Origin of the sequence: Streptomyces sp. NPDC046465, assembly GCF_040646035.1 — a bacterium.
Classification (GTDB): Bacteria; Actinomycetota; Actinomycetes; order Streptomycetales; family Streptomycetaceae; genus Streptomyces.
On the sequence record NZ_JBEYZK010000008.1, the window covers coordinates 116826 to 137843 of the forward strand.

Annotated in this window: 20 protein-coding genes; 11 read left to right on the forward strand and 9 right to left on the reverse strand. The window is 70.8% G+C overall.

Features of this window, described 5'->3' with window-relative positions:
• Window positions 1-74: 74 nt before the first annotated feature.
• The 4 genes from ABZ953_RS14510 (at window position 75) to ABZ953_RS14525 (ending at window position 3461) form a co-directional block, all read left to right on the forward strand.
• Window positions 75-1280 carry a family 2 encapsulin nanocompartment cargo protein polyprenyl transferase gene (locus ABZ953_RS14510; protein ID WP_361722221.1) on the forward strand — a complete coding sequence of 402 codons (1206 nt, stop codon included), beginning with the start codon at window positions 75-77 and terminating at the stop codon, window positions 1278-1280.
• A gap of 320 nt (window positions 1281-1600) precedes the next feature.
• Window positions 1601-2287 (forward strand): GNAT family N-acetyltransferase, encoded by a 687-nt coding sequence (locus ABZ953_RS14515; RefSeq protein WP_361722224.1) that lies wholly within the window; start codon window positions 1601-1603, stop codon window positions 2285-2287.
• 37 nt (window positions 2288-2324) lie between these two features.
• Window positions 2325-2630, forward strand: coding sequence for a hypothetical protein (locus tag ABZ953_RS14520; RefSeq protein ID WP_361722227.1), 306 nt, complete (start codon window positions 2325-2327; stop codon window positions 2628-2630).
• A 201-nt stretch (window positions 2631-2831) separates the two neighbouring features.
• Entirely contained in the window at window positions 2832-3461 is a 630-nt protein-coding gene (locus ABZ953_RS14525; protein WP_361722230.1) for an HAD-IA family hydrolase, read from the forward strand.
• A gap of 63 nt (window positions 3462-3524) precedes the next feature.
• Here ABZ953_RS14525 and ABZ953_RS14530 read toward each other — a convergent pair whose 3' ends face one another.
• A complete protein-coding gene (locus tag ABZ953_RS14530; protein WP_361722233.1) occupies window positions 3525-4442 on the reverse strand; it encodes an aminoglycoside phosphotransferase family protein in 918 nt (305 codons plus the stop codon).
• Between the two features lie 117 nt (window positions 4443-4559).
• On the reverse strand, window positions 4560-5033 hold the full coding sequence (locus ABZ953_RS14535; protein WP_361722236.1) for a carboxymuconolactone decarboxylase family protein: 474 nt from the start codon (window positions 5031-5033) through the stop codon (window positions 4560-4562).
• Between the two features lie 91 nt (window positions 5034-5124).
• Between ABZ953_RS14535 and ABZ953_RS14540 the strand changes: the two genes are divergently transcribed.
• Entirely contained in the window at window positions 5125-6153 is a 1029-nt protein-coding gene (locus tag ABZ953_RS14540) for a sigma factor (RefSeq protein WP_361722238.1), read from the forward strand.
• On the opposite strand, the gene ABZ953_RS14545 is transcribed toward ABZ953_RS14540, so the two are convergent.
• Window positions 6150-8303, reverse strand: coding sequence for a translation factor GTPase family protein (locus ABZ953_RS14545; RefSeq protein WP_361722241.1), 2154 nt, complete (start codon window positions 8301-8303; stop codon window positions 6150-6152). The genes ABZ953_RS14540 and ABZ953_RS14545 overlap by 4 nt on opposite strands.
• A gap of 144 nt (window positions 8304-8447) precedes the next feature.
• A complete protein-coding gene (locus ABZ953_RS14550) occupies window positions 8448-9590 on the reverse strand; it encodes a CPBP family intramembrane glutamic endopeptidase (protein WP_361722244.1) in 1143 nt (380 codons plus the stop codon).
• 129 nt (window positions 9591-9719) lie between these two features.
• Here ABZ953_RS14550 and ABZ953_RS14555 point away from each other — a divergent pair, with 129 nt between their 5' ends.
• Window positions 9720-11921, forward strand: a complete 2202-nt coding sequence (locus ABZ953_RS14555) for a histidine kinase (protein ID WP_361722247.1) — start codon at window positions 9720-9722, stop codon at window positions 11919-11921.
• An 86-nt stretch (window positions 11922-12007) separates the two neighbouring features.
• Window positions 12008-12664 (forward strand): response regulator transcription factor, encoded by a 657-nt coding sequence (locus ABZ953_RS14560; RefSeq protein WP_361722250.1) that lies wholly within the window; start codon window positions 12008-12010, stop codon window positions 12662-12664.
• 159 nt (window positions 12665-12823) lie between these two features.
• On the opposite strand, the gene sodN is transcribed toward ABZ953_RS14560, so the two are convergent.
• Window positions 12824-13219, reverse strand: coding sequence for a superoxide dismutase, Ni (gene sodN / locus ABZ953_RS14565; RefSeq protein WP_078075133.1), 396 nt, complete (start codon window positions 13217-13219; stop codon window positions 12824-12826).
• A 143-nt stretch (window positions 13220-13362) separates the two neighbouring features.
• On the opposite strand from sodN, the gene sodX reads away from it, so the two are divergent.
• The gene (gene sodX, locus ABZ953_RS14570; protein ID WP_361722756.1) at window positions 13363-13797 is read left to right on the forward strand and encodes a nickel-type superoxide dismutase maturation protease; all 435 of its coding nucleotides are present in this window, start codon (window positions 13363-13365) and stop codon (window positions 13795-13797) included.
• On the opposite strand, the gene ABZ953_RS14575 is transcribed toward sodX, so the two are convergent.
• Complete coding sequence (locus tag ABZ953_RS14575; protein WP_361722254.1) at window positions 13680-14330, reverse strand: CGNR zinc finger domain-containing protein; 651 nt, start codon at window positions 14328-14330, stop codon at window positions 13680-13682. The two genes, sodX and ABZ953_RS14575, sit on opposite strands and share 118 nt — an antisense overlap.
• Before the next feature lie 92 nt (window positions 14331-14422).
• On the opposite strand from ABZ953_RS14575, the gene ABZ953_RS14580 reads away from it, so the two are divergent.
• The gene (locus ABZ953_RS14580) at window positions 14423-15208 is read left to right on the forward strand and encodes a class I SAM-dependent methyltransferase (RefSeq protein WP_361722257.1); all 786 of its coding nucleotides are present in this window, start codon (window positions 14423-14425) and stop codon (window positions 15206-15208) included.
• Between the two features lie 90 nt (window positions 15209-15298).
• Here ABZ953_RS14580 and ABZ953_RS14585 read toward each other — a convergent pair whose 3' ends face one another.
• The 3 genes from ABZ953_RS14585 to ABZ953_RS14595 are packed head-to-tail and all read right to left on the reverse strand — an operon-like array spanning window position 15299 to window position 17996.
• Entirely contained in the window at window positions 15299-16060 is a 762-nt protein-coding gene (locus ABZ953_RS14585) for an amino acid ABC transporter ATP-binding protein (protein WP_361722260.1), read from the reverse strand.
• Window positions 16057-16998: an amino acid ABC transporter permease gene (locus ABZ953_RS14590; RefSeq protein ID WP_361722263.1), complete on the reverse strand. Its 942-nt coding sequence runs from the start codon at window positions 16996-16998 to the stop codon at window positions 16057-16059. Before ABZ953_RS14590 ends, ABZ953_RS14585 begins: the two co-directional genes overlap by 4 nt.
• A gap of 41 nt (window positions 16999-17039) precedes the next feature.
• Window positions 17040-17996 (reverse strand): ABC transporter substrate-binding protein, encoded by a 957-nt coding sequence (locus ABZ953_RS14595; RefSeq protein WP_361722266.1) that lies wholly within the window; start codon window positions 17994-17996, stop codon window positions 17040-17042.
• Between the two features lie 668 nt (window positions 17997-18664).
• Between ABZ953_RS14595 and ABZ953_RS14600 the strand changes: the two genes are divergently transcribed.
• Both ABZ953_RS14600 and ABZ953_RS14605 read left to right on the forward strand, forming a co-directional pair.
• A complete protein-coding gene (locus ABZ953_RS14600) occupies window positions 18665-19879 on the forward strand; it encodes an NADP-dependent malic enzyme (protein ID WP_361722269.1) in 1215 nt (404 codons plus the stop codon).
• A gap of 126 nt (window positions 19880-20005) precedes the next feature.
• Window positions 20006-20968 carry a zinc-binding dehydrogenase gene (locus tag ABZ953_RS14605; RefSeq protein ID WP_361722272.1) on the forward strand — a complete coding sequence of 321 codons (963 nt, stop codon included), beginning with the start codon at window positions 20006-20008 and terminating at the stop codon, window positions 20966-20968.
• The last annotated feature ends 50 nt before the right edge of the window (window positions 20969-21018 follow it).

A 21018-nucleotide genomic window follows, 5' to 3' on the forward strand; every position in this document is an offset into this window, starting at 1 on the left:
CGGGGTACACCCTCTCCGTACGCGCCCACAGGCCGAGGAACCGCCACCGTCCGCATCCTTCACGGGGTGAGTCCATGACGGACATGACGGCGAGGACGACGGCAGACACGAAGACGGACGCGGCGGACGCGGCGGATGACGCGGGGAGCGTATCGGCGCGTATCCCGGGGAGCGGGCCGGGCGAGGGTCACGAGGCCGCGGAGATTCTGGCGTCGGCACGGACACAGGTCGATCCGGAGCTGCGCAGGGCGATCGACTCGCTGCCCGGATCGCTGCGCCGGATCGCGCTCTACCACTTCGGGTGGGAGCACGCGGACGGCACACCGGCTTCGGGGAACGCGGGCAAGGCCATCAGGCCCGCGCTCGTACTCACCGCGGTGCGGGCACTCGGCGGGGAGCCCGCCGCGGCCGTACGGGCGGCGGCCGCGGTCGAGCTGGTCCACAACTTCACACTCCTGCACGACGACGTGATGGACCGCGACACCACGCGCAGGCACCGGCCCACCGCCTGGACCGTGTTCGGCGAGGCCGGCGCGATCCTCACCGGCGACGCCCTGCAGGCACTGGCACAGCGCTTGGTCGCCGAAGACCCCCACCCGGGGGCCCCGGCGGCAGCCGCCCGGCTCACCGCCTGTGTCGTGGAGCTCTGTGCGGGACAGCTCGCGGACTCCGCGCTGGAGGCCCGCAGTCCGGACGAGGTCACGTTGGAGGAATGCCTCGCCATGGCCGAGGCCAAGACCGGGGCGCTGCTCGGCTGCGCCTGCGCGCTGGGGGCGGTGTATGCGGGCGCGGGTGAGGAGGAGGCCGATGCGCTGGACGGGTTCGGCCGGGAGGCGGGGCTCGCCTTCCAGCTCATCGACGACGTCATCGGTATCTGGGGCGACCCCAGCCGCACCGGCAAGCCCGCGGGCGCGGATCTGGCGGCGCGGAAGAAGTCCCTGCCGGTCGTCGCGGCCCTGGCCTCGGGCACGCCGGCCGCGGCCGAACTGGCCGAGCTGTACGGCAGATCGAAGGACGACGGTGCGAGGGGGGCCGACAGGACGGGGATCGGCAAGACCGGGATCGGCAAGACCGGGATCGAGACGGCAGGAGGCACCGGGGAGTTCGCGGTGCGCGCGGCCCGTGCCGTGGAGTGTGCGGGTGGCCGTGACTGGGCGCAGGTGCACGCGGCGGACCGGATGTCCAAGGCGGTGGGGCAGCTCGCCGGAGCGGTACCGGATCCGGAATCGGCGGGCGGGCTGTTGGCACTCGCGGAGTTCGTGACGCGGCGTACGTACTGAGAGGTCTGGGGTGGGGTGTGCTGGGGGACTGGGGGAGATGAGGAGAGAGGGGAGAGAGGAGAGGGGGGAGGGACGGGGGGGCTGGGATGAGGGGCTGAGGGGCGGGGTGAGGTGAGGTGGGGAGTTGAGGGGCGGGGTGGGGTGAGGAGGTGAGAGGTGGTCCGGTGCGGCTCGGCCTGGGGAGGTCCGGGCCGGTCGGGCTAAGGGGGACCGTCCGGTGTAGCCCGAATTCACTTACGCTGCGACCGGCGTGCCGCGCCCAGGGGTTGATGGGTCCGTGAGCGCGTCGCCGGGAGCGGACGAGTGGTGAGGGGCTGGCTGTGGGCGTGGCGATCCGGAGGGCTGGGGAGGGCGACCGGGAGGACGTGGTCCGGCTGCTCGATGCGGCGTTCATGCAGGATCCGGTGAGCAGTTGGATCTTTCCTGACGAGGCGCGCCGCTTGCGCCTGCACGGTGGGCTGATGGGCGCCTTCTTCGACATCGCGCTCGGTGAGGGGCATGTCGACGTCACCGAGGATGGTGCGGCCGTGGCGCTGTGGTGGTCCGTGCCCGCGGGTGACGGAGACGCAGGTGACGGAGAAGCGAGGGAGGGCGACGTGAGGGAGGGCGACGTGAGGGAGGGAGATGTGGGGGAGGGGGGTGAAGACGGGCCGGTGTTGCTGCGCCGGATCGTCGATCCGGGGAACGAACGCGTGGAGGTGATCGGGCGGTTGACGGAGGCGATCCATCCGACCGACAGGGCGCACGAATACCTGCACCTCATAGCCGTGCACCCGGACCGGCAGGGCGAGGGCCTCGGTACGGAGCTTCTCGCCGCGGTACTCGAAGGGTGTGATCGCGAGGGCAGGCACGCCTATCTGGAGGCGAGCAACCCACGCAGCCGTGATCTGTACACGCGCCTGGGGTTTGACGTCATGGGTGCGACGCTCGATCTGCCGGACGGTCCGCGGATGTGGCCGATGTGGCGTGAGCCGAGGACGGCAGCGATGAAGAGGTTGACGTCGTAGGACCGCCCGGTCGGTTGGATCGGAATAGCCTGGAGGTATGGGCAGCGAAGAGCCACGGCCCGACCTTGCGCCGCGGAGCGAGGATGAGCCGGCGTGCAAGGTCTGCGGAGGGCCGGTGGGTACGGCGATCCGGCGGCGCAAGGTGCTCGGGGTGTTCGTCCCCGTGTGGGGCCCCGGCCCGTGCCGCAACGCGGAGTGTGAGGCGTGCGTCCTGGATGAGGGCGAGGAGCCGAGTGGCCGGGCGGGCGGTGGTGGCGGTGGTGGCGCGGGTGCGGGTGCGGGGGGCAAACGGTCCCGGTCCCGGTCGCGGTCCCGGACGCGGACGCGGTACGGCAGGAGATAGGTCGCGCGGGGGCGAGGGTGGATACGCCGCTCGCGATGAAGACGGTAGCGGCAATACGTGACGTGATGCCTCGCGGGTCGGCTGCCGTGTTGACCGTCGTCGGGCTGGGGCGGGGCGGGGCTTGTCGGGTCGTGCCGGGCTGTTCTGGTCGGGGGAAGGTGGCCCGTCGGGGCGGTGGTGGTGGCGTGATAAACACGTGTGATGACGATCTGCGGCCGGGCGTTCGATGCCGTACTGAGTGACCTCGACGGCGTGATCCGCTTCTACGACATGGCGGAACTGGAGGAGCTGGAGCGCTCGGTCGACCTGCCGCAGGGCAGTACGGCAGAAGTGGCGTTCCGGCCCGAGACGGACATGCCGTTGATGCGCGGGGAGATCACCAAGGAGCGGTGGATCGAGTCGATCGCGGATGGGCTCGCCGACCGGGTGCCGTGGGCGCGCGGGTATGAGCTCGGGATGACGTTGGCCGAGGCGAAGTTCCGGGCCGACGAGGTGGTCGTGGGGCTGCTTCGGCAGGTCCGCGCGGCCGGGCTGCCCGTCCTGCTCGTCACGAACGCGACCCCGTGGCTCGCCGACGACCTCGCCCTACTGGGGCTGACCGGGCCGGAGGGAGTGCTGGACGACGTGGTCAGCAGCGCCGACCTCGGCATCGCCAAGCCGGACCGCCGCATCTATGAGGCGGCGGCGACGCGGGCCGGGGTCGCACCCGGCCGCTGCCTTTTCGTGGACGACCGTCGGGAGAACGTGGACGCCGCCGTCGCGCTCGGGATGACCGGTCTGCTCTACCGCGAACCGGCGGACCTGAGAGCGGCGTTGGCCCCGCTGACCTGACCTTACTTGACCTGACCTGATGAGACCTGGCTTGGTCTGGTCTGGTCTGTCCGGGGCCGCCTCCTACGGACCCGCGTACTCCGCGTAGTCGTCGAGCACCGCGTTCAGGTGTCGCAGGGCCGCCGTCACCCGTGCCGGGACGGCGAAGAACGGGTCGTCGGGCACCGGTAGCGACCCGGCGAGTGCCAGGCCGCGGGCCCGGGCCCACGTCGCGTCGTCCATGCCGACCGCCGCGCGGAAGGTGCCCCGCGCCTCGGCGGGCAGGAACATCCAGGTGGGGATCAGGTCGCAGGCGGGGTCGCCCACGGCCAGCGTGCCGAAGTCGATGACGGCGCTGAGGTGGCCGTCGACGGCGAGGAGGTTGCCGGTCGCGAGGTCGCCGTGCAGCCAGACGGGGTCGCGGTCCCACGCGGGCGCCGCCAGGGCCGCCTCCCAGACCGCCGTGACGGCGCCCGTGTCGACGATGCCTGCCAGCTTCGTAATCTTGGACCGTACGAGCGAGTCGGCGGTCAGCGAGTCGCATTCGGTGCCCACGCGCTCGCCACGGAAGGCGTTGCTCAGGTCCGGGGCGGGGCCGCCGGTCGCGTCGATCTTCTGCAACGCGCCGATGAATCCGGCGAGTTCATGCGCCGCGCGGACCGGGTCGGCGAGGCCCTCGGTGGTCGCGGCCGTGCCGTCCAGCCAGCGGTAGACCGACCAGGGGAAGGGGTAGCCCTGGCCGGGCCGTCCCGCGGCGACCGGCGTCGAGATGGTGAGCGGCAACTGCGGGGCCAGCCACGGGAGCCACCGTTGCTCGCGCTCGACCTGCCCGATCCAACGGGGATAGCGCGGCAGCCGTACGGACATGTCGTCACCGAGCCGGAACGTCGCGTTGTCCATGCCGGGGAGCGGTACCGAGGCGACGGGCAGGTCGGCCCATTGCGGGAATTGGTCCCCCAGCAGGCGGCGGACGAGATCGGCGTCGATCTGCGCGGACGACAATTCGGGTAGCTCCTCGAGGGATGGACGGGGTGATCTCTCATCCCATCTGCTCCGGCGGTCCCCGGCCACTGATTTCGACGCCGCATGCCGCACGCCGCGCGCCTCATGCTTCATGCCTCATGCCTCCCCCCACCCTCCCCCCTCAGGCCTCATGGCCTCGCCCGTCGGCTGGCGGGTGGTGAGGTCGAGGCGGTGGAAGAGGTTGGTCACGCCGATCATGAGGACTATCGCGGCGAGTTGGCGCTCATCGTAGTGAGCGGCGGCCTCGTCCCAGACGGTGTCCGGGATGGCGTCCGTGCGGTCGGCGAGGCGTGCCGTGTGCTCGGCGAGCGCGAGTGCGGCCCGCTCGGCGCCGGTGAAGCAGGAGGCGTCGCGCCAGGCGGCCACGGCGTGCAGACGCTCGTCGGTCTCGCCGTTCCCCAGGGCGTTGCGCACGCCGAGTTCGACGCCGGTGGCGCAGCCGTTGATCTGGCTCGTGCGCAGGTGGACGAGTTCGAGCGTGGCCCCGGGCACACCGGCGGTCCGCGTACTCTCCAACAGGGCCTGAAGGGTGGGCGCGACGTCGGGGAGGACCTCGGTCGGATTCCTCATCCCGGTGATCATTACTGTTCTCCTCGGTTGTCACGTATGTGTGGGGTTGGCCGTCATACCTATGACGGGCCGCGACGGGAGAAAGTGACAGATGGACGAGAACGGATCGGCACAGGTCGCGCTCGCGGCGGAGTTCGAGGAGCACAGGCCTCGTCTGAACGCGGTCGCTTACCGCATGCTCGGCTCACTGAGCGAGTCCGAGGACGCGGTGCAGGAGGCGTGGTTCCGGCTGAGCCGCACCGTGGCCGGGCCGGGCACGGGGACGGTGCCGGGGGCGGGCACGGGCACGGGGACGGGGGCGGGCACGGAGGCAGGCACCGAGTCGGGTGGCGCGGCGTCGGGCCAGGTGCAGAATCTGGGCGGCTGGCTGACCACGGTCGTCGGTCGAATCTGCCTCGACCTGCTGCGTTCCCGGCAGTCCCGCCGCGAGGACTCCCTGGACGCCTCGTTGCAGACCTTCGGCGAGACGCACATCCCGGACCCGATCGTCACCCGCGTGGACGCGGTCGACCCCGAGCAGGAGGTGCTGCTCGCCGACTCGGTGGGCCTTGCGCTCCTCGTCGTACTGGAGACGCTGGCGCCCGCCGAGCGGCTCGCGTTCGTGCTGCACGACATGTTCGCCGTGCCGTTCGACGAGATCGCGCCGGTCGTGGAGCGCTCGCCGGCGGCGACGCGCCAGTTGGCCAGCCGGGCGCGCCGCCGCGTGCAGGGCTCCACGCCGACCGCGGAGACCGATGTCGCCAAACAGCGCGAGGTGGTCGAGGCGTGGATGGCCGCCACGCGTACCGGTGACTTCGACGCCCTGCTCGAACTCCTCGACCCGGGCGTCGTGTTGCGGGCGGACACCGGCGAGCTGTCGTCGGGCCTGTCGAAGGTGGTGCGGGGCGCCGCGGTGGTGGCCGGGCAGGCGAAGATGTTCGCGCGGGTCGCGGCGGACCAGTACCTGGTGCTCGTCAACGGCCTGCCGGGCCTGGTCGCCCTCCCTGGCGGCGAGGCGGTCTCGCTCGGGTCCTTCACGGTGGTGGACGGCAAGATCGTGGAGATCAACATTATCGCGGACCGCGAGCGCCTGAAGGAGCTCGACCTCCCGGTGCTGGGGGACTTCCGACACAGGCCCTAGGGCGTTTCTGGTGGACCTCCGGTGCCTCGCGCCGGGCCTCCGCTGCCGTGCGCCGGGCGCCCGCCGCCGTTCGTCCGGCGTACCACCCGCAGCAGGTAGTCCTTGCGGTTGAGCGGGTCGTGGTCCGTCCGCTCGCGGGTCGGGGGCGTGCCGCCGCGCACCGGCTCGTAGTGGTCGAAGGACGACTCCAACTCGCCCTCGCCGCGTGTCAGTCCGGGCAGCAGTTGCTCCAGCGCGTGCACCTGCTGCGCGGGTACGTGCCCTTCCAGGCGGTACGAGGACCCGTTCGTCGTCGGCGTGTGAGGGACGGCCCGCAGCCGTGCGAGGGCGGGCAGGACCGCCCCGACCGTGTCGGCGGGGACGTCGAGCCGGAAGCGGTGCATCGGCTCGTGCACCGCCGTGCCCGCCTCGCGCAGCGCGTCCATCAGGACGAGCGGAGTCAGGTTCCGGAAGTCCCCGGCAGTGCTCGACATGCTCTTGTCGAACGTGCCGTGGGCGTGGCTCTGCCGCGGCCAGTACCCGGCGTGCGTCATCGTGACCGTGCAGTCGCGGACGCGCCAGCCGTGGATGCCCTGCCGCAGGGTCTCCTCGACCGTCTCCTCGACGGCGCGGAAGAACGCGTACGGCATCGATCCGAGTTCGACCCCGAGCCGGAACGTCACACCGGCGCCGACCGGCGCGGGCTCCACCCGCAGCCCGACCGTGGCGAGGAACGGGTTGGGGTCCTTGTCGATGATCTCGAAGGCCGAGCCGGTGCCGACGACCCGCTCCACGCAGATCGTCGTGGTCTCCCGGAACGAGACGTCGAGGCCGAACTCGTCGGCGAGCGTCGCCTGGATGACCTCCTTCTGCACCTCGCCGTAGAGCGAGACGGACACTTCCTGGCGGACGGCGTCCTGCCGCAGGTCGATCAGCGGGTCCTGCTCGGCGAGTTGGGTGAGCGCGAGATGCAGGGCGCCGCGGTCGGCCGGATGCAGCGGCGAGACGACCGTCTCCAGGGTGGGCGGCGTGAAGTAGTGGCCGCCGGGCTCGATGCCCTTGCGCGGTACGCCGATCACGTCACCGATCCGGACGTCGCCGAGCCCCCAGAGCCTGGCGATGCGGCCCGCACGGACCTCGGGGCCGCGCACGTCCTCACCCTGGTCGAAGACGCTGACGGCGGTGACTTTGCCCTCACGGCCCGTATGGCTCGCATGGTTCGCACGGCCCTCATGGTTCTCACTGCCCTCACGAAGGGCTTCGTCTCGCTCGACGCCGGTTCCGATGTCCAGACGGTCGCGCGTACGGACCGTGCCGGAGAACATCCGTACGTACGCGATCTTCTCCCCGGCCGACCCGCGCTCGACCTTGAACACGCTGCCGGAGACGGGGCCGTCCGCGTCACCGGCGCACGCGGGGAGGAACTCCCGGATGCCGTCCATCAGTTCGGCCACACCGGTACCCGTCGCCGCCGAGCCGAAGAACACCGGGTGCACGAGTGCGCGGCGGGTCTGTCGGGCCAGTTCGGTGCGGAGGCGGTCGTACGAGAGGGGCGCCACGTCGTTCACGTAGGCGGAGAGGAGCGCGTCGTCGTGACCGGCGAGCAGCTCGGTGAAGGCGGTGATCGACTGCGCTGCGGTGTACGGCGTGAAGCGCGCCTCGCGCGTGCCGAGTCCGGAGACCGTGCCCATCGGGACGACGTCCGGTGTCAGCCGTTCGGAGATCTGCTGTAGGACACCCTCGTAACGGGCGCCGCCACGGTCCGTCTTGTTCACGAAGATCAGCGTGGGGATGCGCAGCCGTCGCAGCGTCCGCAGCAGGATGCGGGTCTGCGCCTGGACGCCCTCCACGGCGGAGACCACGAGCACGGCGCCGTCGAGCACGCTCAGGACCCGCTCCACCTCGGCGATGAAGTCCGGGTGGCCGGGGGTGTCGATCAGATTGACCGTGACGCCGTCGTCGATGACGAAGGAGACGACGGCGGATTTGATCGTGATGCCGCGTTGCCGCTCCAGGGCGAGCGAGTCGGTCCGGGTGTTCCCGTCGTCGACGCGGCCGACTTCGTCGATGACACCGGCGGCGTGCAGGAGCCGCTCGGTCAGGCTGGTCTTACCGGCGTCGATGTGGGCCAGAATGCCCAGATTCAGAATGTGCGGGGCAGTTGAATGCACGTACCGTCATGTCCTTTGCGGAAGTGGGAATTCCTTTCGTGTGGGACATGCACGAACGCCGCATTTCCGTCTCCTCCGCAGATTCCGTCGACCCTTGCCGACTCCCCTCAGTGCAGCAGTCGGCGGTCGGCCGCGGCAAATGATTTAGAGCTGCTGCTCCCGCTTCTGCCCCTCCTTCTCCTTCTCCTTCTCCTTCACCTTCTGCTTCTCCGCTCCCGCGCTCGCAGTCGCGACCCCGTGCCGTCCCGCCAGCCACAGCACGACCGCCGCGTACGCGCAGACCGCCAGCACGTCGACGCCCACTGCCGCCCACTCCATGTCCGCGGCCGTCTCCTCCGAGGAGAGGGCCCCGGCGATCGCGGCCGAAAGGCCCATCGCAAGGAGGTTGTTGAGTACGTGCAGGCCGATCGCCGCCTCCAGCCCGCCCGTACGGACCGTCAGCACGCCCGCGACCAGCCCGAACACCACCAGATCCGCGAAGCCCCACGGCGTGCCCCACCCGTGCGCCGCGGCGAACAGGAACGCCTGCGGCAGGATCGCCACCCACGGCGAGCGGCACCAGGCGCCGACCGCCTGGGTGAGCCAGCCCCGGAACGCGTACTCCTCCGCCGACGCCTGGAACGGCACGAGCACGCACACCATCGCGAGGCCGAGCAGGAAGTCCGGGAAGCCCGCCCACTCCAGGTCGGCCGTGCCGCCGCCCGCCGAGTCGGGGAGCAGCAGCATGAGCCCCGTCGACGCGGTGACCAGTGGCAGTCCGACGCCCAGACACCGCACGAGCCAGCGCCACCGCAGCCGTCCGGTCGCCGACGACAGGGTCCCCGCTGGACGCCGCCCCGCCCAGTGGGCGGCCAGGAACACCACGGGGGTGATCAGAGCGAGGGACAGCAGGGCCTGCCCCATCTCCCCGATACCGCCCCAGACGCGGAATCCGTCCTTGCCCACGGGGCGGTCCAGGAACGCCCCCGCCACCTCGCCCGCAAGGAGCACCACAAGGGACGCGACGACGGCGCCGCCGAGCACGAGCCCGGTCCCGGCCAAGGGCCGCCACCAGCGGTGCCGGGCGGTGGCCAGGGCGAGGCGGTGGTAGGGGAGCGGCGGGTAGGTCCCGTACGGGGCGTAGGGCGCGTACGGGGCGTAGGGCGCGTGCGGGTTGGGGGCCCCGTACGCGTACGAGGTGGGCGGCGGCCCGTACGGGTCGTGCGGCGCGTGCGCGTATTCGTGCGCGGGATCGTACGCGGGTTCGTACGCGTGGGCCGAGCGGTCCGCGGAGGGCGTCGTGGTCATGTCCACCAGCATTCCTGCGGCGGCGGGCCGCGGCGTCGGCCGCCCGCACGATCGTGCTCTCCAACCAGAGATAGACGCGGCCGACAGGAAGACACCCCTCCGTAGCATCTCCGTATCATCGAGGCCACCATGGAGCGGATACGTAACTGGCTGCTGCCCGTCCTGCTGGCGATCCAGCAGCTGGCCTTCTGGCCCGGCCGCGCACTGCGCGACGACGACCCGGTGGGCGTTCTCCAGCCGGTGGTGGGGCTCGTCGCCGCGGTCGTGATCACCGCGGCGCTCGGCGTACGACGCGGGCGTCCGGTCGTCGCCGCGCTCGTCGTCGAGGCCGTGCTCCTCGCCTGCCTGCCGCTCCCGGAGGACGCGACGCTCCTGCACGCCTTGAGCCTGCTGGTGGCCGTGTACTCGGTGGCGGTGCGCTGTCCGGGGCGGACGGCAGCCCTCGTCGGCGCCGCCCTGGCCCTCTGTGAGGCGGGCCGTTCGGCCGTGCTGCTCGAAACGGGGGTCGAGGCCAGTGGCGAAGCGGTGATCAACTGCGTGCTCTTCCTGAGCGTCGTGGGGCTGGGCCGCACCCGGCGCCGCTGGCTCGCCGGACGCCGCACCGCCGCGCGGGACCTCGCGCGGGCGGAGTCCGAACGGGCCCGCGCCGCCCTCACCGAACGTGAGCGTCTCGCCCGCGACCTGCACGACGTCAGCGCCCACCACCTCACGTCGGTCGTGGTCACCGCGGCCGCCGCGCTGCGGCTCGGCGACCGCAAGCCCGAACTGACCGCGCAGGCTCTGCGGTTCGCGGCCGACACCGGGCGCGAGACCCTGGCGGCGCTGCACCGCCTGGTGGCGATGGCGCGGACCTCGGCGGCCGACGAGGAGAGCGCTCTGCGGGACCGCGTCGACGAACTGGCCGCAGGCTTCGCCCGCCTGGGTCTGCGGCCCGCCGTCGACGTGGCGCCGGACCTGGCGGCACTGACGGGGCCGGTGGCCGACGCGGCGTTCGCCATCGTGCGCGAGGCGCTCACCAACGCGTTGCGGTACGCACCCGATACGACGGTACGTGTACGGCTCCGGGCGGATGGACTTGACGCAGCCGACGGGCGACTCGATGGACCCTGCGGCGCGGTGCGCCTGACCGTCGAGGACGACGGGGCGGTCGCGGCGGGCTCCTCGGACGAGGCTGACGAGGCTGAGGAAGGCGGCGCCGGCGTTCCTGCCGGACAGCGGCTCGGCTCGGGGCGCGGTACGGCGGGCATGAGGGAGCGGGCCACGGCGCTCGGCGGCACGCTGACGGTCGGGCCGCGCGACGACGGTCCCGGCTGGTCCGTGCGGGCCCGACTGCCGCGCGCCGCGGGAGCCCCGCGCCCCACCGGGGCCCTGCGCGACCGGGCCGCCCGCCACCGCGCGCTGCGCGGCCTCGACCTGTCCGACGGGGCGGTCGCCCTCGCCGTCGCCGCGCTCCCACCCGTCGTGATCCTCGCCGAGGATTCCACCGCGGCCGTCCTGGCCTGCGGACCCGCCGCCGTGCACGCCCTCGCGCTGCTGTGGCGGCGCCGGGCGCCCTGGGCGGTGCTGTGCGCGGTCCTCGCCACGGCATGGCTCGCACCGCTCGGCCTCGCCTTCGGGCTGCTGTCGCCGATCGTGGCCTTGGGCCTGCTGGTGGCGGGCGGTGCCGCGGAGTGCGTGGCGGTGTACGCGGTGGCGGCGTTCGCGGGGCCGGGGAGCCGTACGTGGCCGGTGATGTCGGTGGGGGCCGCGGGACTGGCCCTGGCCTCGCTCGCCCTCGCGTCGGCCGACGGCATGCGGGACCTCACGGCGGACGGCGGCGGCTTCGGTCTTCTGGTGTTCCTCGCGGTGGTCCTCGGGGCGGTGTTCCTGCTGCCGATGGCGGCGCTGTGGGGGCTCGGCGCGGGCGTGCGGACGCGGCGCGAACGGGTCAGGGCCTGGGAGGACCACGCGCTCACGGCGACGGTGTGGTCGGCGGTGGCCGAGGCGCACGAGGAGCGCCGCCGCATCGCGGGTGAGCTGCGCGGCGAAGTCCTGCGGCACGCCGACGCGGTGGTCGTACACGCCGAGGCGGGCGACCTGGACGGGGTCGCGGACGCGGCGAGGGCGGGCCTTTCGGCGATGCGGGGCCTGCTGGCAGTGCTGAGGGAGGTGACGGGGCCTGGCCTTGTGAGGGCCGCCGTCCCGGACTCGGCCCCGGCTGCCGTCCCCGACTCGGCCCCGGCCGCCGTGCCGGACTCGGCCCCGGCTGCCGTCCCCGACTCGGACCCGGCCGCCGTCCCGGACTCGGCCCCGGCCGCTGTGCGGGTTCCGGTCCCGGCCCCACCCCGCTGAAGACCCTCACCCTCACCCCTTCACCCCCTCACCTCCACCCCCCCCAAGAACCCGAAGGAGGCACCGTCATCAGTACGACCCGAGTGATGGTCGTCGACGATCAGGCAGTCGTCCGTGCCGGATTCGCGGCGATCGTCGACGCGGAGCCGGACCTCCGCGTGGTGGCCGAGGCGGCCGACGGCGCCCACGCGGTGCAGCTGGCCGCAGAACTCGTACCGGACGTCGTCCTGATGGACATCCGCATGCCGGGCATGGACGGTCTGACGGCGACCCGTCTGCTCACGGCGGCCTCGGGGACGACCGGCCCCACCCCGCGCGTGCTGGTCCTGACCACCTTCGACCAGGACGCGTACGTCCACGACGCCCTGCGCGCCGGCGCCTCCGGGTTCCTCCTGAAGGACGCGCAGCCCGAGGAACTCCTCGCCGGTATCCGTGTCGTGGCCTCGGGTGAGGCCATGCTCGCCCCCACCGTCACGCGCCGCCTGATCGACGCCTTCGCCGGCACGGCGCCCGCCCCGGAGCCCGAACTCCTGGACACGCTCACGCCCCGCGAGCGCGAGGTCCTCGCCCTGGTGGCCGCGGGCCACACGAACGCGGAGATCGCGGCTGCCCTGGGCGTCACGACCGGCACGGTCAAGTCCCATGTCAACGCCCTGCTGAGCAAGCTGGGCCTGCGCGACCGCGTGCAGGCCACGATCCTCGCCTACGACCTGGGCCTGGCCCGGCCAAGGAAGCCTGCCTGACGAAAGACCGCCCGACGAAAGGCCGTCCGACGAAAGACCGCCCGACGAAAGACCGCACCCGGACCGCCACGGACACCGTTCTCACGGCGGCCTGCGGACCGGGTGCGGTCGGACGGGCGGTGCGACCCGCGAAAGAGCAGGTCGGTGGCCCGGTGAAGATCAAGCCTTCTTGGTCTCCCAGAAGATCTTGTCGATCTGCGCGATGTAGTCCAGCGCCTTCTGGCCCGTGGCCGGGTCCGTCGAGCCCTTCGCGGCCGAGAGGGCCTTCAGGGCGTCGTTGACCAGCTGGTGCAGCTCCGGGTACTTCTCGAAGTGCGGGGGCTTGAAGTAGTCGCTCCAGAGCACCGAGACGTGGTGCTTGGCGAGCTCGGCGCGCTGCTCCTTGATGACCGTGGCGCGCGCCTGGAAGTGCGCGTCGTCGTTACCGGCCATCTTCTCCTGCACGGCCTTGACCGACTCCGCCTCGATGCGGGCCTGGGCCGGGTCGTACACACCGCAGGGCAGGTCGCAGTGGGCGCTGACCTTCACCTTGGGGGCAAACAGGCGGGAAAGCATGTGCTGTCCTCCTCGTGATCGTCTTCTCAGGTGGGACATTACTCCGTGAGAGACGGGTTTTCGCGGGTGCCCCCATGGGCTTAGGACAAAAGTCCAGGGTCAGACTGGGACTGGTGGAGGATAGGACCGGGGAGGTGCCGGTGATGCCGGAGCTGTCGCAGGAGAGCGAGCGCGGAAGGGCCCTTGTGCCGTGGGGCGCGGCGGAGGTGACGGGCCCTTCGATGGTGCCGACGCTGCGTCACGGGGACCGCCTGCTCGTGCGGTGGGGCGCGCGCGTGCGTCCGGGTGACGTGGTGATCCTGTGCCACCCCTTCCAACAGGACCTGTTGGTCGTCAAGCGGGCCAAGGAGCGGCGCGAGGGCGGCTGGTGGGTGCTCGGCGACAACGCCTTCGCGGGCGGGGACAGCACGGACTACGGCGTCGTTCCCGAGGATCTCGTCCTCGGGAAGGTGTGGTTCCGCTACCGCCCGCCGGCGCCCGGCCGCCGTTCGCCGCTCACGCTGGTGCGCTGGGCACTGGGTGCCGTACGGCCGGTTCCGGCGGAACGTTCGGTCTCCAGGCGCTTGCGGGCGCGGTAGGCGGCGACGTTGGCGCGGGTCGCGCAGCGGTCCGAGCAGTAGCGCCGGGAGCGGTTCGTCGAGGTGTCGAGGTAGGCGTTGCGGCACGGCGCGGCCTCGCATAGGCCGAGGCGCTCCACGCCGTGCTCGGTGAGGTGGAAGGCGAGCCCCATCGCGGCGATCGCGGCGTACCCCGCCGTCGCGTTCGAGGGATGGTCCGCCAGGTGCATGTGCCACAACGGGCGCCCGTCGTCGTCCCGGTGGTCGTGGCCCGAGATCTGCGGGCTGACGGGAAACTCCAGGAGTAGTGAGTTCAGGAGGTCGACCGCGAGCGTCTCGTCGCCGCCGTCCGCCGCCTCGAAGACCGCCCGGAGCCTGCCCCGCACGGACCGGAAGCGGGTGACGTCGGAGTCCGTCGCGCGCCGGGCCATCTGGGTGCTCGGCCCGAAGAGCTCCCTGATCGCCTCGACGGACGTCAGCGTGTCCTTGTTGCGGACCGGCTCCTCGCTGTTGACCAGACGCAGGGCATAGTCCGAGTAATAGGCCAGTTCCACTTGTAGTCCTTACGGGGGCGGGCTATGGTCACTCTCGTCGGCCAGTAATAGCCGATTGCGGTACCAGGGTATTACGGAGTGGAGGGGTTCTGATGACGGATACGGGGACCGGAACAGCGGCGGGCGCCGGACTCGGCACCGACTGGCGCGCCTGGCAGGACAGCTGGGACCGGCAGCAGCAGTGGTACCTGCCCGACCGCGAGGAGCGGTTCGGGATCATGCTCGACATGGTCGAGGCCGTGGTCGGAACCGCGCCGCGCGTCCTGGATCTGGCGTGCGGTACGGGAAGTATTACGGACCGGCTGCTCAAGAGGTTCCCGGACGCGACGAGTGTCGGCGTCGACCTGGACCCCGCGCTGCTCACGATCGCCGAGGGCACCTTCGCCGGGGACGACCGGGTCACCTTCGTGACCGCGGACCTGAAGGACCCGGACTGGACCGCCGCGCTGCCGCACGACTCGTACGACGCCGTGCTCACCGCGACCGCGCTGCACTGGCTCTACAGCGACCCGCTGGCCACGCTCTACGGCCAGGTCGCCGGACTCGTCCGCGACGGCGGCGTCTTCATGAACGCCGACCACATGCCCGACCCCGCCACTCCGCGCATCAACGCGGCCGAGGGCGCTCTCCGCCACCGGCGGATGGAGCGTGCCAAGGCCGAGGGCGTCCTGGACTGGCGGGAGTGGTGGCAGCTCGCCGCCCAGGACCCGATCCTCGCGGGTCCCACCGCCAAGCGGTTCGAGATCTACGGGGAGCACGCGGACGGGGACATGCCCTCGGCGGAGTGGCACGCGCGGACGCTGCGCGAGGCGGGCTTCGGGGAGGCGCGGCCGGTGTGGGCGTCGCCCTCGGACGCGCTGATCCTTGGCCTGAAGTAACCCTCACCCGGCGAAAGGGGCGGCACGGACGTTGGTCCGTACCGCCCCTTCCGGATCTCCCGGCTGCGAACCCCCGCAGGGCCGCGGCTGCTACAACACCTTCGACAAGAACGACTGCGTCCGCTCCTGCTGCGGGTTCGTCAGCACCTCACGGGGGTGGCCCGACTCGACCACCACGCCCTCGTCCATGAAGACGAGGCTGTCGCCGACCTCGCGGGCGAAGCCCATCTCGTGCGTGACGACGACCATCGTCATGCCGGACTCCGCGAGGTCGCGCATCACGTCGAGCACGTCGCCGACGAGCTCGGGGTCGAGCGCGGACGTCGGCTCGTCGAAGAGCATCAGCTTCGGGTCCATCGCGAGCGCACGGGCGATCGCCACGCGCTGCTGCTGGCCGCCGGAGAGCTGCGAGGGGTAGTTGCCCGCCTTGTCGGCGAGGCCCACGCGCTGCAGGAGCTCTCCGGCCCGCTCCCGGGCCTCGGCCTTGGCGACGCCCTTGACCTGGATCGGCGCCTCCATGACGTTCTCCAGGGCCGTCATGTGCGGGAAGAGGTTGAAGCGCTGGAAGACCATGCCGATGTCCCGGCGCTTCAGGGCGACCTCGCTGTCCTTCAGCTCGTACAGCTTGTCGCCCTTCTGGCGATAGCCGACCAGCTCGCCGTCGACGTACAGCCGACCGGCGTTGATCTTCTCCAGGTGGTTGATGCAGCGCAGGAACGTCGACTTGCCGGAGCCGGACGGGCCGATGAGGCAGAAGACCTCACCCGACTTGACCTCCAGGTCGATCCCCTTGAGGACCTCGACGTGGCCGAAGGACTTGTGAACGCCTTCGGACTTCACCATGGCGGTCATGCGGTGCCTCCCCGCGGGCTGTTGAGGGACAGCATGTTGGCCTTGATCTTCTGGAAGGGGGTGTCCGGCAGGGAGCGCGACGAGCCGCGGGCGTAGTACCGCTCCAGGTAGAACTGACCGACGCTGAGGATCGACGTCATGATCAGGTACCAGCAGGCGGCCAGCAGCAGCGTCTCCACCGTCGCGCCCGACGAGGTGCCGATGTCCTGGGCGTACTTGAGGAGTTCGTAGTACTGGACGGCTGCGACCAGCGACGTCGTCTTCAGCATGTTGATGAACTCGTTGCCGGTCGGCGGCACGACGACGCGCATGGCCTGCGGAAGCACGACGCGGCGCAGCGTCTTGTTGTGGCTCATGCCGAGCGCGTGCGCCGCCTCGGTCTGGCCCTCGTCGACCGAGAGGAGACCGGCGCGGCAGATCTCCGCCATGTACGCGGCCTCGTTGAGGCCGAGGCCGAGCAGCGCCGTCAGCATCGGCGTCATGAAGTCCGACCACTCGTCCTTGTAGATCGGACCGAGGTTGATGTAGTCGAAGACGAAGCCGAGGTTGAACCAGACGAAGAGCTGGACCAGGACCGGCGTGCCGCGGAAGAACCAGATGTAGAACCAGGCGATCGACTGGGTCACCGGGTTCTTCGACAGCCGCATGATCGACAGCAGCACACCGCCGACCACGCCGATGAGCATCGAGAGGAAGGTGAGGATCAGCGTCTCGCGGACACCCTTAAGGATGCGCTCGTCGAAGAAGTTGTCGGGGATCGCGCCCCAGTTGATGTCGCCCTGCGCGAAGGCGACCACGATCGATGCGAGTACGCCGATCGCCAGGACAGCGGCTATGTACCGGCCGAAGTGCCGGACCGGGATGGCCTTGATGGCCTCCGCGGTGCGGGCCGTGGGGACGTCGTCCGCCGGGCCCTTCTTGGAGATGTCGGGGGTCACGTGAGTGGCCTTTCAGCGACGGGGAGGGAGGGGGAGGGTGATCACTTGCCGCCGTTGACCTTGGCTTCCTTGACCGCGCCGGCCTCGACGCCCCACTTCTTGATGATCTTTCCGTACTCGCCGCTCTTGATGATCGCGTCGAGCGCTGCCTTGACGGCGTCCCGCAGCTCGGGATTCTTCTTGGAGACCGCGATGCCGTACGGGGCGGCCTCGACCTGCTCGCCGACCAGCTGGAAGTCCTTGCCGCCGCCCGAGGTCTTCACCGCGTACGCGGCCACCGGGAAGTCGGACGAGCCCGCGTCGGCGGCGCCGGAGCGCAGCCGGGCCTGGGCCTGCTGGTCGTTGTCGTACTGCTCGATCGAGATCTTCTTGCCGCCCTTGCACTTCTTGGACTCGGCCTTGGCCAGGTCGTGCGAGACGGTGCCGCGCTGGACGACGATCTTCTTGCCGCAGAGGTCGGCCCAGGTCTTGATGGACTGGTCCTCGCCCTTCTTGGTGTAGATCGAGACGCCGGCGGTGAAGTAGTCGATGAAGTCGACGCCGGTGCCGACCTTCTTGCCGTTCTCCTCGTCGATGCCTTCCTGGCGGTTCTTGGTGTCGGTCATGGCCGACATGGCGATCTGATAGCGCTTGGAGCGCAGACCGCCGATGAGGGTGTCGAAGGTGCCGTTCTCGAACTCGACCTTCACGCCGAGCTGCTTGCCGAGGGCCTCGCCGAGATCGGGGTCGATACCCACGGTGTTGCCGGACTTGTCCTTGAACTCGACCGGCGGATAAGCGATGTCGGACCCGACCTTGATTACGCCCCTGTCGCGGATGTCCTGGGGCAGCTTGTCGGCGAGCGGGGCATTGCTGACCGAGTTGCTCTCCTTGTCGTTGGTCTGGTCGCCGCAGCCGGAAAGCAGCAGCGAGCCGACGACCGCGATCGTGCCGACCGCGGCAATCCGGGACTTCGCGGACTTGCCGACGGTCTTACGACAAATGGAGCTTGCGGTCATGGTGGGTCCTCCGGCGGATGAGGGAGTTGCCGATGAGTCGTGCACACACCTTCGGGTGTCGCGACCTCGTGTGATGACGGCATCTTGCCATTCGGACCGTCCGATTCTGGGTGCCGGAGATGTCAAAATCGGATAACGGGCGAGCCTCGAATCGCACCATCCCGGTACGGCAGGGGCGTAGGGGGGCCGGATCGAATCGTTGTTAACCAAGTGATATCCGGAGAATCTCGCTATGCGGACCTCTGGAGTGCACTATTCGGAGAATTCGGACATCGGTCGTTAGGGGTGCGCGGAGAGCGTGCTTTTACGGGCGAGGGGGCTGATGTCGGAAAAGAGCGGTTACCAGGTTCTTGATCGCGGAATGGGCGCTACCGAAGATGGCACCGCGTGCCGTCCCACAGGTCACGCGCGCGGCCCAGTGACATTCGGCCCGGCCTCGAGGGACGTCTGCCAAGCATGCTGCAACCAATGTCACTCGCCCGTGCCCACTGCCTTCGGGTACAAAGGTTGGCTACACCCCTCATCCGGGGCCCAGGGCGCGTGTGCGGCGCGCCCGCGTGTCCGTACCTCCCTCCGCCGACAGGCGGGGAACGGACGCGGTGCCCGCCCACTTCTCAACCGGGAGTGGACACCCTCAACTGATGAATAAGACTTAAGGGGTCAGACAAGTGGCAGCGGAGATCGTCAATCCTCGCAGCGACAGCAGTACGGATCACGAGGGCGCAGACGAGCCCTTCGATCCGGCGTTTGCGCTGCACCGCGGCGGCAAGATGGCCGTGCAGGCCACCGTGCCGGTCCGCGACAAGGACGACCTGTCCCTGGCTTACACGCCCGGCGTCGCGAAAGTGTGCAGCGCGATCGCCGAGCGGCCGGAGCTCGTCCACGACTACACGTGGAAATCGAATGTCGTCGCCGTGGTGACCGACGGGACCGCGGTGCTCGGTCTCGGGGACATCGGCGCCGAGGCCTCCCTCCCCGTGATGGAGGGCAAGGCCATTCTCTTCAAGCAGTTCGGCGGCGTGGACGCGGTGCCGATCGCCCTCGCGACGAAGGACGCCGACGAGATCGTCGAGACGGTCGTGCGTCTCGCGCCGTCGTTCGGCGGCGTCAACCTGGAGGACATCTCGGCACCCCGGTGCTTCGAGATCGAGCGCAAGCTCCAGGAGCGGCTCGACATCCCCGTCTTCCACGACGACCAGCACGGCACGGCCGTCGTGACGCTGGCCGCGCTGCGGAACGCGGCGAAGCTGACCGGGCGCACGCTCGGTGAGCTGCGCGCCGTCATCTCCGGCGCCGGTGCGGCCGGGGTCGCCATCGCCAAGTTCCTCCTCGAAGCGGGACTCGGCGACGTGGCGGTCGCCGACCGCAAGGGCATCGTGAGCCGCGACCGGGACGACCTCACCCCGGTCAAGCGCGAGCTCGCCGAGCTCACCAACAAGGCCGGGATCAGCGGTTCGCTGGAGACGGCCCTCGACGGTGCCGACGTCTTCATCGGCGTCTCGGGCGGCACCGTCCCCGAGCCCGCCGTCGCCTCCATGGCGCCGAACTCCTTCGTGTTCGCCATGGCCAACCCGAACCCCGAGGTCCACCCCGACGTCGCGCACAAGTACGCGGCCGTGGTGGCGACCGGACGTTCGGACTACCCGAACCAGATCAACAACGTGCTTGCCTTCCCCGGCATCTTCGCGGGCGCGCTCCAGGTGCGGGCCTCCCGCATCACCGAGGGCATGAAGATCGCCGCGGCCGACGCCCTCGCGGACGTCGTCGGGAACGAGCTCTCCGCGGACTACGTGATCCCCTCCCCGTTCGACGAGCGGGTCGCCCCGGCCGTGACGGCGGCGGTCGCCGCGGCCGCCCGTGCCGAGGGCGTGGCCCGGAGCTGACACCGGGACCCCGGGTCCGAGCATCCGCCGCGCCCCCTGCCGTGCACTTCGTGCGGCAGGGGGCGCGGCGCGTGTCACAGCCGTACGAGGTTCCGCCGGGGCGCCGCTGCCGCCTAGGGTCACCTCATGTTCGCTGCCTACGCTGCCCGTATCGACCGTGACCAGCCGCTCGACGGCCTTGAGTTGGGGGAGCGGCCCGCCCCCGAGGCGCGCCCCGGCTGGTCGACCGTGAACGTCAGGGCCGCCTCGCTCAACCACCACGACCTGTGGTCGCTGCGCGGGGTCGGCCTGGCCGAGGACAAGCTGCCGATGATCCTCGGCTGTGATGCCGCAGGCATCGACGAGGACGGGAACGAGGTGGTGCTCCACTCCGTCATCGGACAGTCGGGGCACGGCGTCGGGCCCCGCGAGGGCCGCTCCATCCTCACAGAGAAGTACCAAGGAACCTTCGCCGAACGCGTCGCCGTCCCCACCTGGAACGTGCTGCCCAAGCCGAAGGAACTGTCCTTCGCGGAGGCGGCCTGTCTGCCGACCGCGTGGCTGACCGCGTACCGCATGCTCTTCACCAATGCCGGGGTGCGGCCCGGGGATTCGGTGCTCGTGCAGGGCGCGGGCGGCGGTGTCGCCACGGCCGCGATCGTGCTCGGCAAGGCGGCCGGGCTGCGGGTCTTCGCGACGAGCCGGGACGAGGCCAAGCGCAAGCGGGCGCTGGAGCTGGGCGCCGTGGAAGCGGTCGAGGCGGGGGCGCGGCTTCCGCAGCGGGTGGACGCGGTCATCGAGACGGTGGGCGCGGCGACCTGGTCCCACTCGGTCAAGTCCCTGAAGCCGGGCGGCACCCTGGTCATTTCGGGGGCGACCAGCGGCGACCGGCCCTCGCACGCCGAACTCACCCGGATCTTCTTCCTGGAGCTGAAGGTCGTCGGCTCGACGATGGGCACCAAGGACGAGCTGGAGGACCTGCTTGCCTTCTGCGCGGCCACGGGTGTGCGGCCGGTGATCGACGAGGTGTTGCCGCTGGACCGGGCCCGCGAGGGCTTCGAACGGCTGGCGTCGGGCGATCAGTTCGGAAAGATCGTCCTGGAGGTCTGATCCCGCGGCCTCCCCATGACCGCCACCCCCTCACCCCGCGTCAACTTTGG